Origin of the sequence: Pseudomonas lactis (assembly GCF_001439845.1) — a bacterium.
Lineage (GTDB): Bacteria > Pseudomonadota > Gammaproteobacteria > Pseudomonadales > Pseudomonadaceae > Aquipseudomonas > Aquipseudomonas lactis.
Map to the genome: position 1 here is coordinate 377,407 of NZ_JYLO01000003.1, position 18,036 is coordinate 395,442.

At 61.2% G+C, this 18,036-nt stretch carries 13 protein-coding genes; 2 read left to right on the top strand and 11 right to left on the bottom strand.

The window, feature by feature from the left end; translation table 11 throughout:
- Positions 1-93: 93 nt before the first annotated feature.
- The 8 genes from TX24_RS06710 to TX24_RS06745 form a co-directional block, all read right to left on the bottom strand.
- The gene (locus tag TX24_RS06710) at positions 94-1,509 is read right to left on the bottom strand and encodes an efflux transporter outer membrane subunit (protein WP_032891990.1); all 1,416 of its coding nucleotides are present in this window, start codon (positions 1,507-1,509) and stop codon (positions 94-96) included.
- Complete coding sequence (locus TX24_RS06715; RefSeq protein ID WP_003191086.1) at positions 1,506-4,685, bottom strand: efflux RND transporter permease subunit; 3,180 nt, start codon at positions 4,683-4,685, stop codon at positions 1,506-1,508. The genes TX24_RS06710 and TX24_RS06715 overlap by 4 nt, the downstream gene beginning before the upstream one ends.
- 12 nt (positions 4,686-4,697) lie before the next feature.
- Positions 4,698-5,939, bottom strand: coding sequence for a multidrug efflux RND transporter periplasmic adaptor subunit MexE (gene mexE, locus TX24_RS06720; RefSeq protein ID WP_034135660.1), 1,242 nt, complete (start codon positions 5,937-5,939; stop codon positions 4,698-4,700).
- Between the two features lie 217 nt (positions 5,940-6,156).
- Positions 6,157-7,053 (bottom strand): LysR substrate-binding domain-containing protein, encoded by an 897-nt coding sequence (locus TX24_RS06725; protein ID WP_057709949.1) that lies wholly within the window; start codon positions 7,051-7,053, stop codon positions 6,157-6,159.
- Between the two features lie 87 nt (positions 7,054-7,140).
- Entirely contained in the window at positions 7,141-8,484 is a 1,344-nt protein-coding gene (locus tag TX24_RS06730; protein ID WP_057709950.1) for a TolC family outer membrane protein, read from the bottom strand.
- Between the two features lie 22 nt (positions 8,485-8,506).
- Complete coding sequence (locus TX24_RS06735; protein ID WP_057709951.1) at positions 8,507-10,024, bottom strand: DHA2 family efflux MFS transporter permease subunit; 1,518 nt, start codon at positions 10,022-10,024, stop codon at positions 8,507-8,509.
- Positions 10,021-11,088 (bottom strand): HlyD family secretion protein, encoded by a 1,068-nt coding sequence (locus TX24_RS06740; protein WP_057709952.1) that lies wholly within the window; start codon positions 11,086-11,088, stop codon positions 10,021-10,023. The genes TX24_RS06735 and TX24_RS06740 overlap by 4 nt, the downstream gene beginning before the upstream one ends.
- Before the next feature lie 229 nt (positions 11,089-11,317).
- Positions 11,318-12,046, bottom strand: coding sequence for an AraC family transcriptional regulator (locus TX24_RS06745; protein ID WP_057709953.1), 729 nt, complete (start codon positions 12,044-12,046; stop codon positions 11,318-11,320).
- Positions 12,047-12,341: 295 nt separating this feature from the next.
- Between TX24_RS06745 and TX24_RS06750 the strand changes: the two genes are divergently transcribed.
- Together TX24_RS06750 and TX24_RS06755 are read left to right on the top strand one after the other, a co-directional pair.
- The gene (locus TX24_RS06750) at positions 12,342-12,659 is read left to right on the top strand and encodes a helix-turn-helix domain-containing protein (RefSeq protein ID WP_003191097.1); all 318 of its coding nucleotides are present in this window, start codon (positions 12,342-12,344) and stop codon (positions 12,657-12,659) included.
- Entirely contained in the window at positions 12,652-13,941 is a 1,290-nt protein-coding gene (locus tag TX24_RS06755) for a type II toxin-antitoxin system HipA family toxin (RefSeq protein ID WP_057709954.1), read from the top strand. Before TX24_RS06750 ends, TX24_RS06755 begins: the two co-directional genes overlap by 8 nt.
- 487 nt (positions 13,942-14,428) lie before the next feature.
- On the opposite strand, the gene TX24_RS06760 is transcribed toward TX24_RS06755, so the two are convergent.
- From TX24_RS06760 to TX24_RS32730, 3 genes are all read right to left on the bottom strand, one after another.
- The gene (locus TX24_RS06760) at positions 14,429-15,004 is read right to left on the bottom strand and encodes a TetR/AcrR family transcriptional regulator (RefSeq protein WP_003191099.1); all 576 of its coding nucleotides are present in this window, start codon (positions 15,002-15,004) and stop codon (positions 14,429-14,431) included.
- 11 nt (positions 15,005-15,015) lie between these two features.
- Complete coding sequence (locus TX24_RS06765) at positions 15,016-16,656, bottom strand: AMP-binding protein (protein ID WP_057709955.1); 1,641 nt, start codon at positions 16,654-16,656, stop codon at positions 15,016-15,018.
- A gap of 69 nt (positions 16,657-16,725) precedes the next feature.
- Positions 16,726-18,018 (bottom strand): methyl-accepting chemotaxis protein, encoded by a 1,293-nt coding sequence (locus TX24_RS32730; protein ID WP_057709956.1) that lies wholly within the window; start codon positions 18,016-18,018, stop codon positions 16,726-16,728.
- Positions 18,019-18,036: the final 18 nt, after the last annotated feature.

The following is an 18,036-nucleotide window of genomic DNA, read 5'->3' on the forward strand; positions in this document are numbered from 1 at the left end:
TGGGACGATCGGTGGCAAAAAAAAGCCCCACGACCGAATGGACCGCAGGGCTAAAAATTGGCTGGATGCGACCAACCAAAGGAGCTCTTTACCTCACTTGCTGCTGGCAACCACCGTATCCGGCTGCCAGCCACCACCCAACGCCTTGTAGATCGCCACAATGCCGCGATACAGGTCCACTTCGGCCTGGGCCTGGGAGTCTTCGGCGGCCAGGCGTTCGCGCTGGGCGTCGAGCAGTACCAAGAAGTCCACGGTACCTTCGCGGTAGCGGATCGCGGCGAGGTCGGCGGCGGCGCGGCTGGATTCGCTTTGGCGGATCAGCGAGACCAGGCGTTGCTGGCGCTTGCCGTAATCGCTGAAGGCGTTCTCGGACTCTTCCAGCGCCAGCAGCACTTGCTGTTCATAGGTTGCCAAGGCGCCATCGGCTTCGGCATTCGCACCGCGCAAACGCGCACGCACGCTGCCCAGGTCAAACGCGGCCCAGGTGATGCTCGGGCCCAGGGACCAGGCATTCGCCGCGGCCGAGCCGATCTGCGAACCGCGCCCGGCAGTGAAGCCGAGGAAGCCGCTGAGGCTCACCCGTGGGAACAGGTCGGCCTTGGCCACGCCGATACGTGCGGTGGCGGCGGCCAGTTTGCGTTCGGCGCTGAGGATGTCCGGGCGCCGTTGCAGCAGTTGCCCCGGGTCGCCAATTGGCAACGCCTTGGCAATCGCTGGCAGGTCTTTCGGGCTCAGGTCCACGCTCAGCTTGTCGGGGCGCTGGCCGAGGAGGGTGGCGATGCGGTTGCGCTCGCGCACTTGTTCGGCCTGCAGTTGCGGCACGCTGGCTTCAACCGCTGCCAGGCGGGCGTCGGCGCGTTCGACGTCGAGCTGATCACCCACGCCGGCGTCGCGCAGACTGACGGTGATGGTGCGCGATTCCTGCTGGTTCTTCAGGTTGTCCAGGGCGATGCGTTCACGCAGTTGCGCTCCACGCAGTTGACCGTAAGCATCCACCAGTTCGGCAATCATGGTGACTTGCAGTTGGTACAGGTCGGCTTCGGCCACCTGTTGGTCGGCGTCGCTGGCTTCCAGGTTGCGACGGATACGCCCGAACAAATCCACTTCCCAGGCCATGTCCAGGCCCAGGTCGTAGCGCTCGCTGTTGACACGCTTGGTGGTCTGCCCTGGAATCTGGCCCTTGCCCACATCGCTGCTGGCCCGGGAGGTGACCACCGGCATGATATCGTTGGCCGCATCATCACGGATGGCCCGTGCCGCCCGCAGACGGGCGAAGGCCACGCGCAAATCACGGTTGCCGCTCAGGGACTGGGTCACCAACTGGTTGAGGGTCGGGTCGTCAAACTGCTGCCACCAGATGCCTTCGTATTTGGCGTGGTCGTAGCTTTTGGTGTCGGCGGCGGCCGTGATGTTGGCCGCCTCCAGTTGCTGGGTCTTGTAGTCCGGGCCTACGGCACAGGCGGCGAGCGCCAGTACCAGCAGGCTCGGCAGGAATATTTTCACACTCATTGCTGTGTCTCCAGCTTCAAGGCCTTGGCCGCTTTGCGCGCTTCACTGCGCTCGACATAGCGACGGATCAGTACGTAGAACACTGGCGTCAGCAACAGACCGAAGAAGGTCACACCGATCATCCCGGAGAACACCGCCACGCCCATGGCATGGCGCATCTCGGCACCGGCACCGCTGGAGAGCACCAACGGCACCACACCCATGATGAACGCGAATGAGGTCATCAGGATCGGCCGCAGACGCAGGCGGCAGGCTTCCAGTACCGCAGCGAGCGGGTCGAGGCCTTCCTGCTGTTTATCCTTGGCGAACTCGACGATCAGGATCGCGTTCTTGCACGCCAGGCCCACCAGTACGATCAGGCCGATCTGGGTGAAGATATTGTTGTCGCCGCCCGAGATGATCACCCCGGTAATGGCCGACAGCAGCGTCATCGGTACGATCAGGATCACCGCCAGTGGCAGGCTCCAGCTTTCGTATTGGGCCGCGAGCACCAGGAACGCCAGCAGTACGCAGAGCGGGAACACGAACAGCGCGGTATTGCCTGAGAGGATTTGCTGATAGGTCAGGTCGGTCCACTCGTAGGTCATGCCGTTGGGCAGTTCATCTTTGAGCAGTTTTTCAATCGCGGCCTGGGCCTGGCCAGAGCTGTAGCCCGGCGCGGCGTTGCCGTTGATTTCTGCGGTGATGAAGCCGTTGTAGTGCATCACGCGGTCCGGGCCCGAGGTGTCGCTGACCTTGATAAAGGTCGCCAGCGGGATCATCTCGCCTCTGTTATTGCGCACTTTCAGTTGGCCGATCTGGTCGGAGTCTTGTCGGAACTGCTGCTCGGCCTGCACGTTGACCTGATAGGTACGCCCGAAGCGGTTGAAGTCGTTGGCATACAACGAGCCCAGGTAGACCTGCAGGGTGTCGAAGATGTCACTGATCGCCACGCCGTGGGTCTTGGCCTTTTCGCGGTCGATAGCCGCGTCCACTTGCGGCACGTTGACCGTGTAGCTGGTGAACAGGCCGAACAGTTCAGGCACGCTGTGGCTCTTGGCAATCACGTTCTGCACTTCTTTATACAGCTCGTCATAGCCGAGGTTGCCACGGTCTTCGATCTGCAGACGGAAGCCCCCGATGGTGCCCAGGCCTTGTACCGGCGGCGGCGGGAAGATCGCCATGTAGGCTTCTTCGATATTGGCGTATTGGCCGTTCAGTGCACCGGCAATCGCACCGGCAGACATGCTTGGGTCTTTACGCTCATCGAAGGGCTTCAAGGTCACGAACACGATGCCGCTGTTCGGGCTATTGGTGAACCCGTTGATTGACAGGCCCGGGAAGGCGATCGCAGCTTCCACGCCGGGCTGTTTCAGGGCGATCTCCGACATGCGCTTCATCACGTTTTCGGTGCGGTCCAGGCTTGCGGCGTCGGGCAATTGGGCGAAGGCCACCAGGTATTGCTTGTCCTGGGCCGGGACGAAACCGGTCGGCGTGTGGGCAAACCCGAAGAACGTCAGCACCATCAAACCTGCGTAGACGAACAACGCAATACCGCTGCCGCGAATCACTCGGCGCACGGTGCCTACGTAGCCATGGCTGGCCTTTTCGAAAAAGCGGTTGAAGGGACGGAACAGCCAGCCGCCGAAGACCTTGTCGAGGAACTTCGAGAACCGATCCTTCGGCGCGTCGTGACCGCGCAGCAACACAGCGGCCAGTGCAGGAGACAGGGTCAGGGAGTTGAACGCCGAGATCACGGTTGAGATCGCGATGGTCAAGGCGAACTGCTTGTAGAACTGCCCGGTCAAGCCACTGATAAAGGCGGCCGGAATGAACACCGCACACAGCACCAGCGCCGTGGCGATGATGGGGCCGGTCACTTCACTCATGGCTTTTTCGGTCGCCGGGAAGGGCTCCAGGCCCAGCTCGATATTACGCTCGACGTTCTCCACCACCACGATGGCGTCGTCCACCACGATACCGATGGCCAGTACCAGGCCAAACAGTGACAGGGCGTTGAGTGAGAACCCGAACAGGTGCATCACCGCAAACGTACCGATCAACGATACCGGCACCGCCACCAAGGGGATGATCGAGGCGCGCCACGTCTGCAGGAACAGGATCACCACCAGCACCACGAGGATCAGTGCTTCAAACAGGGTATGCACCACCGCTTCGATGGAACCGCGTACAAAGATGGTCGGGTCATAGGCGATGCGGTAATCCATCCCCGCCGGAAAGCTCTTTTTCAGCTCGGCCATCTTGCTGCGCACATCGTTGGAGATGTCGATGGCATTGGAGCCGGGACGCTGGAAAATCGGAATCGCAACGGCCGGCTGGTTATCGATCAGCGAGCGCAGCGCGTATTGGCTGGAGCCCAGCTCGACCCTGGCGATGTCCTTGAGGCGCGTGATTTCACCGTTGGCACCCGCGCGAATCACGATGTTCTCGAACTCTTCTTCAGTGACCAGGCGGCCCTGGGTATTGACCGACAACTGGAAGCTGGTGTCGCTCGGCGCGGGCTGGGCGCCCAGGGCACCGGCAGCCACCTGGCGGTTCTGCTCGCGGATCGCTGTGACCACGTCGGTCGCCGTCAGGTTGCGCGAAGCGGTTTTGTTCGGGTCGAGCCAGACGCGCAGAGAGTAGTCGCCCATGCCGAACAACTGCACGTCACCGACGCCGCCCAGGCGGGCCAGTTCATCCTTGATATTGAGGATCGCGTAGTTGGACAGGTACAACATGTCGTAACGCTGATCCGGGGAGGTCAAGTGCACCACCATGGTCAGGTCGGGGGAGGCCTTGTCCACGGTAATACCGATGCGCGTCACTTCCTCTGGCAGCTTGGGCTGGGTGCGCGTCACACGGTTTTGCACCTGCACCTGCGCGTTGTCCAGGTCGGTGCCCAGAGCGAAGGTGATGGTCAGGGTCAGCTTGCCGTCGGCAGTGGACTGCGAGGACATGTACAGCATGTTCTCGACGCCAGTGATGGCTTGCTCCAACGGCGCGGCCACGGTTTCACCGATGACTTTGGGGTTGGCCCCCGGGAAGTTGGCGCGCACCACCACGGTCGGCGGCACCACTTCCGGGTATTCGCTGATCGGCAACTGGAACAGCGAGATCGCACCGGCGATCAGGATCAACAGCGACAGCACCGCTGCGAAGATCGGCCTTGATATGAAGAACTTGGAAAAATTCATCTTGAGTATCCCTTAACCGCGTGGAGTCGCGACGCTTGCGAGCTTGGGCGCGGGTTTTTCCGGCGCCACTTGCTCCAGGTTGCTGGCTTCAAGCGCTTGTCGTTGTTGGGCCAAGGCGGCGAGGGTTTCCTTGCTGGCCATCGGGATGGTTTCCGGCGCGACCGGCGAGCCTGGGCGCACACGTTGCAGGCCCTTGACGATCACGGTGTCGTCCTTGGTCAGGCCACTGCGCACGATGCGTAAACCTTCGATTTTCGGCCCCAGTTCCACCGCGCGATAAGCCGGCTTGTCGCCGTCCATCACCAGTACGAATTTCTTGCCCAGGTCGGTGCCGACCGCTTCGTCATTGATCAATACGGCCGAATAGGTGCCGCTGCCGACCAGCTTCAAGCGCGCATACAGGCCAGGGGTGTATTCGCCCTTGCTGTTGTCGAACACTGCACGGCCACGGATGGTGCCAGTGGCCGGGTTGACCTGGTTGTCGACGAAGTTCATCTGGCCCAGGTGCGGGTTGCCGGTTTCGTTGGACAGGCCCAGGTACACAGGGGTGGTTGCGCCACGCCGGCCTTCGCGGGCCAGTTCGGTGTACTTGAGGAACACGCGCTCATCGGCGTCGAAGTAGGCGTAGACCTTATCGGTGGAGACCACGCTGGTGAGTGCAGTGGTATCGGCGGTCACCAGGTTGCCGGCGGTGATTTCGGCACGGCTGACGCGGCCACTGATGGGCGAGGTCACGCGGGTGAAGCTCAGGTTCAGCTTGGCCAGGTCCAACTGCGCCTGGATCCCGGCCATGGCCGCGCGGGCTTCCTGGGCGGCGGTGGTGCGCGAGTCAGCCAGTTCGGCGGAGATCGCATTGCTCTGGCGCAGGCGCTCGCCACGTTGCGCTTCGTTTTCACTGCGAGTGGCGGCGGCTTTGGTCTGCGCTAGCTGGGCTTCGAGGCGGCGCACTTCGGCCTGGAACGGGCGAGGGTCGATCTGGAACAGCAGGTCGCCTTTCTTCACCAGCGCGCCTTCGGTGAACGCCACCTGGTCAATCTGGCCGGACACTCGCGGACGAATCTGCACGGTTTCCGGCGCTTCAAGGCGCCCGGTGAACTCGTCCCATTCGTTGACCGGTTGTTCTAACACCTTGGCCACGCTGACCTTGGCAGGAGGCATGGCGGCCGCTTGTTCCGGGGACTTGCCGCACGCGCTCATCACCACCACGGCCAAGATCGCCAAGGGGAAGCGCAAATGTTTAAGTGACTGTTCCATGAGGTGCATCCGCCAATGTATTTGAGATGGGCGGATCATGCGCGGGGAGGTGCTAGGTCACGAATCGAATGAAGCAAAGGTAACTATCATTCGGAATGATATAAGCGCGGAGTCAGCCCTCTAGCATGGGGGTTTTGTTAGGGAGCTATCAATGTGGTTGATGACAAAAGACTGTTGCTCAGGGTGCAAGGAACTTTCCCAGCAACGCGAGGGCGCATCACGGCGCCTCAAACGCCTCGCCCAGAAAGTCGATCAAGGACCGCACCGACGGCATCAGCCCACGCCTGGAAGGGAACACGGCGGTGATCACGCCTTCAGCGGGTTGCCATTCAGGCAATACGGCAATCAGGCGGCCATCGGCCAGTTCGTCTTTCACGACTACCTGCGGTAGGTTGGCGATGCCCACGCCCGCCAGTGCTGCGTTTTTCAGGGTGGACATGTCATCACTGACCAGGCGTGGCGTGTGTACTACCTGCGCCGTGGCGCCGTCCGGCCCGATCAGGTCCCACAGGTACTGAAGCAACGGGTTGCCCCAATGGATAGTCGCCAGCCCGGCAAGGTCAGCTGGTAGCGAGGGCAGGGGAGCACCCTGCAAAAAAGTCGCGCTCGCCACCAGCACCTGAGGACTTTTAGCCAATACCTTCATGACCAGCTCACTGCTTTCCAGCGGCGGGAAACACAGGTTCAAGGCCATGTCATAGCCTTCGCTGATGATGTCGACCTTGCGGTTGAAACTCTTCACGTTCAGTTCGACGCTGGCGCATTGCGCCATGAATTGGGCCAGCATCGGCGCCACCCAATAGTTGAGCAGCGCAGTGGTGCAGCTCAAGCGGATCACGCCGCGCGGCTCTGATTTGTTGAAAGCAATCACATCTTCGGCCGACTCGGCCTCGGCAATCATCGCCACGCAGTGGCGGTAGTAGGCCTGGCCGATATCGGTGACTTGGAACTGGCGCGTCGAGCGCTGTATCAGTCGTGCCCCCAGCCTGGCTTCAAGCTGGCTGACTCTGCGGCTCAAGGTCGATTTGGGCAGGTTCAGCGCACGGCCCGCCGCCGCAAAGCCGCCGTGCTCGACCACCTTGGCGTAGAGGAAGAGTTCGTTGAGGTCGAACATGGGCAGTGTTCCATTTTTGAGATGCCCAAGCTTAATCCAAATCAGCCCTCACGTTGAGCGGATGTCAGCGCACTACTGGTCAGCGCGTCAGTTCAGCGTATGGCTGATATCACGCAGGCGTGCGTCGCTCAGGTTGCCGGTGGAGGCCAGCAGGTGCAACTGGGCCATCAGGATCGCATAGCGTTGTTGGGCCAGGCGTTGCTGGGTATCGGTGACTTTCTGTTGGGCATCCAGTACATCGGTGTTGATACGCGAGCCGGCTTCGAAACCGTGGGTCACGGCGGCGAGGTTGATCTGGCTGGAGTTCAAGGCCTGCTTGAGTGCGTGGTACTGGCTCATGCCATTGGTGACTTGCAGGTAGGCCTGACGTGCCTTCATGCCGGCGTTGCGACGTGCATCTTCGACTTCGTCCGCCGCCTTGCTTTGCAGTGCATGGGCTTCGCGCACGCGACTGCTGGTGCGGCCACCGCTGTAGAGGGGAACGCTCAGTTTGACCCCGACCACGGTCTGGTTATAGCGGTTTTCCGGCAACGTCACATCGTAGACATCGCCGCCGACAGAGGCGAAGCGGCCATGGGCGGCGATCAGATCCAGGGTCGGCAAATGGCCGGCCCGTTCCTTGTCGATGTCCATTTCGGCCAGGCGCTGGGCAATCTGCGCCGCCTGTACGGCAAGGTTGCCTTGTTGCGCGGTCGTGGCCCAATCATCGATGGCAGCGGGCACCGGGGCACTGAACTGCGGCTCTTTGCCTGACCACGGGCCCGCCTGCGCGGCGGTCAATTGGGTGAGTGTTTCATTGGCTATGTCCAGTGCGCCACGAGCGGCCACCTGTTCGGCGAATGCCTGGTCGTACTTGGCCTGCACTTGGGCGAGCGCATTAGCGGTGGTAGCGCCGTCGGCCAGCAGTCGCTGGCTGCGCGTCTGGCTCTCGCGCAGGGTTTGTAGCTGTTGCGTGCGGGTGTTCAACAGTTCCTGATTGAGCAGTACATCGAAATAAGCGCGGGCGACGCGCAGCATCAGCGCTTGGCGCGCCTGTTCGGTATGCAGTTCACTGGCGCTGATCAACAGTTTGCTTTGGTCGTGGGCGATCACGTTCTGCCAACGCAGCAGCGGCTGTGTGAGGACCACGGCGTAGGCGTTGGTGTTATTGCGATTGCGATGATAGTCGGACGAATCCTCGGCATCGACCCAGGCCGCGCCGCCGGTGACAGACAGGTCCGGCAGCAGGTTGGCACGGCTTTGCGGTTCCTTTTCTGCCGTGGCCAATTGCTGGGCCTGTGCGGCGGCGAACTGCATGTCGTGGGTCAGCGCCTTCTGGTACAGGTGGTACAAGTCATCTGCCAATACCTGAGTGGGCGCGCAGGCGAGTGCCAGCCAATACAGCGGCATGAGCAGCGGGGGGGTGTTCAGATGCAGGCCTGGAATACGCAAGGGGTGTGCTCCACTGAAAGATTTATCGACTGAGGTGGCTTCTGCGCATCATCAGCACCATGGGAATCCCGATGGCCATCACCGCTCCCAAGGTGCCGAACAGCATGCTGAACGCCAGCATTTGCCCTTGTTCGCGCGCTTGCAGGTAAGGCATCAGGGCCAGGGCTTGTTGATGGCTTGCCAGGCCCAGGGAAAGAAACAACGGGTCGGTTTCCACACCTCCCCAGCCACTGGCCACCAGGCTCGATTCGGTGACATGCTCGGAGAGCAGGCGGTAGCGTTCCCACGAGAACCGTGTGAGCAAGGTGGCTGCGATGGCGATGCCAACGCTGCCCCCCAACTGGCGCATCAGGTTGAGTACGCCTGAGGCGCCGGAGATCAATGTCAGCGGCAGGCGGCGCATCGCCAGGTTGGTCAGCGGCACGAAGATCATGCCCAGGCCCAGGCCGCGGATCACCAAGGGCCAATACAGCGAGTCGGGGTTACTGTCGAGGGTGAACTGGGTGTGCAGGAACATCGCATAGCAGTACATGACAATGCCCAGGGTGACGAACACGCGCTCGTCGATCTTGTTTTCCTGGGACAGCTTGCCGATCACCAAGGTGCTGATGGCGCTGGCCACCGCCCCGGGGAAAATCACCAACCCGCTCTGGTAAGCGCTCTGCGCCAGCAGGGTCTGCAAGAACAGCGGCACCATGAACAACGTGCTGTACAGCCCGAAGCCCACGCAGAACGCACAGATGCACCCCATCAGGAACTCGCGGTTCTGGAACAGCGCGACATTGACGATCGGGTTGGCCACATGCCGCTCCCACCAAAAGAAGCTCACCAGGCTGAAGCTGCTGAGCAACAGGCAGGCCACGGTCCAGTTGGACGCCATCCAGTCCCAGTGCTCGCCGCGCTCCAGCAGGATCTGCAGGCTGCCCACGCCCAGGGCCAGCAAGCAGAAGCCGCTGTAGTCGACACTGGAAGGCTTTTGTTCGTTGGGCGAGTCGTTGATACACAGCCAGCACAGCAACAAGGCCACGGCACCGATCGGCAAGTTGATCAAGAAGATCCAATGCCACGACAACGTGTCGATCAGGTAGCCGCCGACGGTCGGACCCAAGGTGGGCCCCATCATCACGCCCACGCCGTACAGCGCCATGCCGCTGCTGACCTTTTCCTTGGGGAACACGTCGTAGATGATTGCCTGGGAAATCCCCAGCAACCCGCCACCCGCCAGGCCTTGCAGCACCCGGAACGCGACCAGTTGCCAAAGTTCGGCAGACATCGCGCAGCCCAATGATGCCAGCACGAACAGCGCGGTAGAGACCAAGTAATAAGTCCGCCGGCCGAACCACGCCGACAGCCAGCCACTGACCGGAAGAATCACCACGTTGGCCACCACATAACCGGTGGAGACCCAGGAGATTTCATCCACCGACGCACCGTAGGTGCCCATCAGGCTGGGAATCGCTACGTTGACGATGGTGACATCGAGCAACTCCATCATCGACACCAGCGTGACGGTCAGCGCAATCAGGTAAGGCGACTTCATAGCGTGTGGCCGGCGTCGTCAGGTGCGGCCACTTCGACAAACGCGCTCATGCCCGGGCTCAATAGCGCCTTGTAGTCATCTGGCACATCGTTGAGCGCGATGCGCACCTGCACGCGCTGCACCACCTTGGTGAAGTTGCCCGTGGCATTCTCCTGGGGCAGCAATGAGAACTTGGCTCCGGTGGCCGGTGCCAGGCTTTCGACGACGCCGTCGAAGGCGTGCCCGGGGAAGGCGTCCACGGTGACGCGGGCATTCTGGCCCACGCGCACGCGGCCCACCTGGGTCTCCTTGAAGTTGGCGGTAATCCACAGCGGGTCGGTGGCGATCAGGCTCATGAGCTTTTGGCCAGCGACCACAAACTGGCCAGGCTCCACTTCTTTCTTCGAAACAATGCTGCGCATCGGCGCGGTCTGGCGGGTGTCGTTGAGCTGGATCCTGGATTGTTCCAGCTCCGCTTGCGCGGCCGCGATCCGATAGTCCTGCACCTTGAGTTCGGCTTTGTTGGCCAAGGTACTTTGAGCGGCGGCCTGGGCGTTGCTGCGCGCCACTCCCTGGGCGTGGCTTAGGGCGTCGAAACGCGCCTTGGCCACCTCCAGGTCCTGGGTGCTCAGCACGCCTTGGGCGCCGAGGCGACGGGCACGCTGGTAGTCGTTGCGCGCCTGCTCAAGGTTGGCACTCGATTGAGCCAGGGCCGCTTTTGCGGCCTCGCGCATGGCCACTGCGCCGAGCACCTGGCTGTCCAGCGCCCCCGGAACGCCTGCGCGCCCGGCGGCGGCGAGCAGCGCTTGCCACTGTGCTTCGCGCTGCTGCAACTGGTAGCGGTATTCATTGTCGCGGATCTGAAACAGCAGGTCGCCGCTTTGTACCCTGACGTTGTCCACCACCGGCACACTGATCACCACGCCCGAGAGCTTAGCCCTTACCGGGATGATCACCCCGTCAAGTTCGGCGTTGTCGGTGCTCACATACGTGCTGGAATACTGCCAGCGCTGCCAGCCCAGCATCAGCAACCCGCCGACCACGACGCCGCACAGCGTCAGTTTTATCAACTTGCCTTTGGTCATGTGGTACTCCCTGTCGATGCGCGTTGGGGTCAAGCAGGCTCAGAAACGCTGTGGACCTCCCGCGCAGGGCGGTCCACCATGGGCTGGGCACTTTCGACCAAGTAGTCGATTCGCAGACACGCGCGTCCGGGCGAACACTCTTTTATTCACTTTCAGTGGAGCTGAGTGTTCTGCTGGAGGGGGTTGACGTTGTTGCGAATCAGATGCGGTGGATGTTGGCGTTTTGCTGTCAGTGCGTCTTGAACGAAACGCTTGGCTTGCGCAAAACCACGGCGGCAGTGCGCGGCGTCATGCCAATCATGCGGCGCATCATGCGAGCCAAATGCGCCTGGTCGGAGAAACCGCCGTCGGCAGCGGCGTCCGACAACGTCGAACCCCCGGCCAGGGATTTGGAGGCGCGTTCCAGTTTGTTCCAGATGATCCACTGGGAGAGAGAAACCCCCATCTGGTGGGTGGCGACGCAGCGCAAGCGCGGGCTGGACAACCCCACCGCCTGGGCAGCGCGACTGACACAACCTGGGCCGTCGCGGTCCAGACGCAGAATATTCAAGGCTTTGTGAAGCCTGTGGTCGATCGGCGGGGTCATTGCCAGTAAACGCGAGAGGGCGTCGACAAAGTGCGACAGGGACGTGTTACGGCGAAAACACTCCAGCAATTCATCACTGGCCAGGGCGATGCCATCGTCTTGCAGCAACGCATTGAGCGCACGGCCCAACACCGTGTCCGGGCTGACATACAAAAATGCCACCGGGTGACTCTCGGCTACGGCACGGTGCTCGACGTTGGGACCGATGATCACGCCTGCCGCACGGATCACCTTTCCTGGCAGTTCCAGGGTGGCGGGTTGGCCTATGCCGATGCACAGTTGGATGGCGACATGGGAGTGAGCAGTGTTTTGATCCGCACGGCCAATGTAACCGGCCCATGAGTCGCCAAAAGTAACGCTGCCATCCCACATTTGAAGTCTTCCTTGACGTGTTGGGTGATTGTTCGACGCGTGCAGGGTAGGCCTGCGCGGGTCTGGGTTCAAGCGTGGAGCGGGTCGGACGCAAGACAGTCGTCACTCAAAGTACGGTTGTAAGCCTCGCCCGCTTTTTTTTGACTTAATGTCAGATAAATCCATTATGTTGTGGGTAAATCGTGCGTTTTGGTGGCTAACACCTTAATTAAGGGAGTTATTCGGCTTGATAGCCGTTGCTGCTAATTCTATAATTTTGGGCACTAACTGGCGCAACAAGGGATAAGTACAGGTTATGTTGGATTTAAGCTTCAGCAAGCCGAGCGAAGTCGTCAAGCGCCTCTGTGATCGCTTGCGCACAGAGCGCTTGGCGCTGGACATGACACAAGCCGAACTGGCCGGGCGCGCTGGCATTGGCACCAACACCGTGTCCAACCTTGAAGCCGGGCGAAATGTGGGGTTCGAGAACGTCGTTCGGGTGGCCATAGCGCTTGGCCGAACCAAGGAGCTCGAAGGCCTGTTTCTGCCTAAGCTAGACAGCATCGAGGATATTCGGCGCTACGAAAACAGCGCCAATCGTCTGCGCACAAAGAGGAAGCCCGGCAATGCTTGAGCAGGTAAATGTCTTCTACGAAGGCTGGGGCGAGCGATGGCAATGGGGCTCGCTGGTCTCCACCACCGCCTTGACCGCTCGCCCGCTGATCGTGTTCGAGTACAGTAACGAAGCCAGACAAAAGGGTTTGGAACTGTGCTCATACATGCTGCCGTTGGAGGGGGCTCAGTTGCGTAGAGATTTTCCAGACCACCAACTGCATTTGCCAGGGCCTATCTACGATGCGTTGCCGGATGGCTGGGGCATGTTGTTGATGGACCGCATGTTCAGGCGCCGCGGGCTCACCACGGCGCGCATCGGACCACTGGAGCGGCTGGCGTACATCGGTAGCAACGCGATGGGCGCCGTGACGTTTGAGCCCGTGGCGCCCGAAGGGCAGGCGTCTGAAGCCCACATCCCGCTGGAACAGCTTGCCGCCCAGGTGCAGCAAGTACTCCACGGAGACGGGGGCGAGTTCCTGCACACGTTGCTGCTGGTGGGTGGCTCGCCTCAAGGAGCACGGCCCAAGGCCCTCGTGTATCGCGACCCCGTAACCGGTGGTTTTACCACCGCCGTCACGCCAGGCTTTGAAGCGTGGTTGATCAAGTTCCCTGCCAAAGAAGAGCATGCCGAGGTATGTGCCATCGAAATGGTCTACGCCGAATGCCTGCGCTTGTGCGGTATAGACACCCCCGACACGCAGTACTTCAGTCTGCCTGATGGGTTGGCAGCGTTTGCCAGTAAGCGATTTGACCGACGCGATGGTCTGCGCGTCCCGATGCAAAGCCTCGCGGCGTTTACGGGCGCCAATTACCGCTCCCCGGGAGTGCTGGACTACGTCAACTTCCTGCGGGCAACGCAGATGTGTACAAATGACGTGCGCGAGATGGCGCGGGCCTTCGAACGTGCCGTCTTCAATGTGGCGTTCAACAACAGAGACGATCACCCCAAGAACTTTGCCTACATCATGTCGCAAGGCGGTCAGTGGAGATTATCGCCGGCTTACGACGTGACCTTCTGCGAGGGGCCAGGTGGTTATCACCAGATGGATGTGATGGGAGAAGCCCTGTCGATTTCCCGCACACAACTGCTTCGACTCGCCGAGGAGGCCGAGGTGCCACCGGACTTGGCTGGCAGCATGATTGATGGCATTTGCGAGGTGGCGCGCCGGTTTTCGGCGATCGCTGAGAACTTATACCCTCAGGATATTACGCGAGACACCTTGCGCCTGATTCAGGGCCGCATTGATGAGAACGTAGCTCGGCTAGTTCAGGGACGAGCGGGGCGAGAGGCGTCAGGCTGAACAGTCGGAGCAACGCCTGCTAGAGGTTATTCGCGTCGTCAGAAACATTTTTGGCGGGGCTCTGGTGTTCAAAATTCGAAAAACCGCTATATGCATAGGTATCTACACAACTTCGGCATGACGCCGAGCCTGTGGCGAGGGAGCTTGCTCCCGCGACGGCCTGACAGCCGACACCTACCTGACACCCTAACGATCCAACTGTGGGAGCTGGCTTGCCTGCGAAGACGGCCTCACAGTCGACACCGTTACACTGAGTACATATCCATTCCTGCGGTAACGGCCACTTAGGGTTCCGCTCTGACAGCGGCTCACTTTTGAAAAGAGCCCAAAAGTAAGCAAAAGGTACATGCCCCACTACTCGGCACCTCGCTTGGGCTCGGTGTGCCCGTGATCCGCCAGCGTGGTTTAACGGGGCGCTTAAGATCAAGATCAAAAGCAGATCAAGAGCGGCTCGCTTCGCGTCGTGGTTACCGTTGGGTGTAGTCACTCAAGGTAGGGAATTAATGGCCTTTATGACCGCATCGGCGATGGTCTTTGTAATAAGCCGACGCTGACGGTGATCAATCTTTGGGCTCAGCCATGTGGGCAGGCTGTTCAGCACGGGCAGAATCGCCGTGAGCGCGCCCTCGCGCAACGGCCCGCCGGGCTGATGGCCCAGTTGGCCGACCACCTTCATGAGTTCCGACTCATAGGCTAGCCTCAATCGCTCAACGCTCGCTTGCATCGGGGCGCCCAGGCAATTGGCATCCATGACCGCCAACTTGAAGTGCCCGGTCATCTGTTCATGCAATTGAAGATGGCCTTCGATCAGCTTTGCCAGGCGTTGCGCGGCCGTCAATCTACGGGTGTTGATCCGATCGACGTGCGACAACAGCGCCTGATACAGCTCTGTCAGCCACTCAAACAGCATGGCTTCCTTGCTCTCTACATGGTGATAAATCGCGCCCGGGCTGATGCCAACATGCGCGGCCAATTCGCGCATGCTGACCTGGCTGAAACTACGCTCCTTGAACAGCTCCAGGGCTCTGCGCTGGAACTCCGAGCGGCTGAGCGGGGGAGCCATACGCCCGTGAGTCATGTGTCGAGTGCCTGCTGTTTGGCAATTTCCTGGTTGCGCAGAATGAACCGCTGCAACTTGCCACTGGGGGTCTTGGGCAGTTGCTCAACGAACTCGATTTCCCGTGGGTATGCATGCGCAGCCAGGCGCTGTCGGACATGCAGGCGCAAGACTTCCGCCAACTCGACACTGGGCAGGTACTCACGGTTGAGCACGACAAACGCTTTGATCAGCTCGGTACGTTGCGGGTCGGGTTTGCCGATCACCGCGGTTTCGACCACTGCCGGATGTTCGATGAGCGCGCTCTCTACATCGAAAGGCCCCACGCGGTAGCCGGACGTGGTGATCACATCGTCGTTACGGCCGACAAAGCTGATACTGCCGTCCTCATTGAGCTCCACGATATCGCCGCTCAAGTAGTAACGGCCCACAAACGCCTTGGTGGGCATGTGAAGGTAGCCATTGAACCAGCACAGGGGCGAGCGCTCGCGATCCACCGCCAGTACGCCCGGCTGGCCTGTCGGTAATTCCCGCTGCGCATCGTCCAGCACGACAATCCGGTACCCCGGCACCGCATAACCGGCAGAACCCTCACGTACCTGATGGCGTAACCCATGGTGATTGCATAACACCATGCCGATTTCGGTTTGGCCGTAATGGTCGTGAATGACCACGCCGAGCTGTTCGGCGAACCAACGGATGACTTGCGGGTTGAGCGGTTCGCCGGCGCTGCTGACGATACGCAGTTGGCCACGCACCGCGTCGGCGAACTCGGCCCCGGCATCTATCAGCAGGCGAAAGGCCGTAGGCGAGCCGGCCAGGTTGCTGATCCCGTACTTGGCGATAATCCGGCTGGTGCTTTGCACGGTGAAAGGGCCGTCATGGAACAGCGTGGCCCGGCCGCATGCCAGTGGCCCGGTCACGGCGTAATACAAGCCATAGGCCCAGCCGGGGTCGGCGAGGTTCCAGAAACGGTCGTCTTCGCGCAGGTCGATTGAATCGCGCATATAACTTTTGAAGGCTAGGATGGCGCTCACAGGCACCTCCAGCGGCTTGGCCGGCCCTGTGGTGCCCGAGGTGCACATCAGCAGGAACGGCGCACGGGCGTCCAGCAGCTCAGGTGTGCAGTCGGGTTGTTGATGCTCCAGCACATCCCAAAACGCGTAGTCGCTGGGGCGCTGTGAGGTGGCGTCGGTCACGATGACGTGGGGGCAGTCGAGGAGCTCGTCCAGCTTGGGACGGTTGTGGGCGTCGGTCACGATCCAGCGCGCGTTGGAACAGTCCAGTCGCTGTTCAATGGCCTTGGGACCGAATGCGGTAAAGAGCGGTTGGTAGACCGCCCCGATGCGCCAGGTTCCCAGGATGGCGATCACCAGTTCAACCGTGCGTGGCATCAGGCCGGCGACCCGATCCCCCGGCTGCACGCCATGGGCCCGCAGGAAGTTGCCGAAACGCGCCGCGTGCGCCTGCAGTTCGCTGAAGGTGTACTGCGTGGCGCGGCCATCGTACGTTTCGCAATACAACGCCACGGCATGGCCATCGGCGTGCCGGTCGCAGCATTCAATGCAGGCATTCAAGGCGCCGAGTTCGCCGTGCAAGTCCTGGGCAGCCAGGTGTAGATAATCGAAGGAAGAGACTGCTGAGTCGTAATCGCACATAACGTACCTGATTATTATTGTTGGAATTTGTGCTGTGCCCACGCAGGCTGCGCGGGTGCCTGGATGTCGCTAGTGGTCCATCATCTGGGCCGCTTGCTGGGTCGCGTGGCTGGTCCGCGTGGCCAGCTTACGCACTTCATCGGCGACCACCGCAAACCCGCGACCGGCTTCGCCAGCTCGCGCCGCTTCAATGGCGGCATTCAATGCCAACAGGTTGGTCTGGCTGGCAATGCCCTGGATCGTGGCGACAATCTGCGTCAGCTTGGTGAGGGTTTCCTGCATCACTTGGTGTTGTTGCGCCTGCGCCTCGCGCATCGCACTTTCTTCATGGTGGGCATGGATATCGGTGATGGCACCCACCACCCGTTGCGGCGCGCCGTCCGGTGCGCGGCGGGTTTGCCCCCGGCCGCGAAACCAACGGTGAGTGCCATTGGTGTGTTTGAGTCGATACTCCACATCGAATGGGGTCTTGCCGCTGCGGTCGTCCACATGGGCGACGAACGCGCCGATGGCTCGTGCGCTATCCTCGGGATGCAAGCGCGAGGTCCAGCTTTCCAGGGTGTTGGGGAACTCTTCCACCGTGTTGCAGCCCAGCAGCCGGCGCATCTGCGAAGACCACCAAATGGTATTGTTCGGGTTCGCCGGGTCACCGGCCACCACCTCGATATCCCAGAGCCCGTCGTGCAGCATTTCTCGAGAAATATCGAAACGTGTGGCCGCCAGTTCGAGCGCCTCGTGGTGCAGGTACTGTTCATGAATGTCACGCACGGTTCCCCCCATGGCAAGCGCTGTGCCCTGCGCATCGCGTCGGGCGGCTCCGCTGATCCGGCACCAGCGATAGTCATTGCCGAGTGCCGACCTCATCCGCACGTCGAGCGCAAAGGCCGTACGCCCGCTGCGATCGGCAAGGTGCCGGGCGAGCGCCTTCCGATGCGCTGGCTGGTCATCCGGATGCAGTTGTTCGCTCCAGCCGCCAAACTGGTCAATCGCCTGGGCCAGGTTCGACGCAGACCCCGTCCACGTCATCGCAGCACCCGGTGCGGGGGCGGCGGCGCCATCAAGTTCCAGCTCCCAGAACCGTTCACCTGCACCCTGTGTGATCAGGGTCCAGCGCGCCTCCCACTGCCGCACCAGCTGGTCACGGCGGGCCAGGCGCTCCTCCAACTGGCGGATTTCCAACGTCAGTGCGCGGGACTGCTCTTTGAGGGTTCGCCGTTCTTGCAGCAGTTGTTCGACGCTTGCCAGGATGCGGCGTAACAACGGGTGGCTTGACGACAGCGGTGTGCCTGGCTGGTCAGGCTGCTCCAGTCGGTCGGCGAGCGGCGCCAATACGCAGCGGGTGGTTCGGTTGAAAAAGAGCATGGGGCACCTCTACCTCGG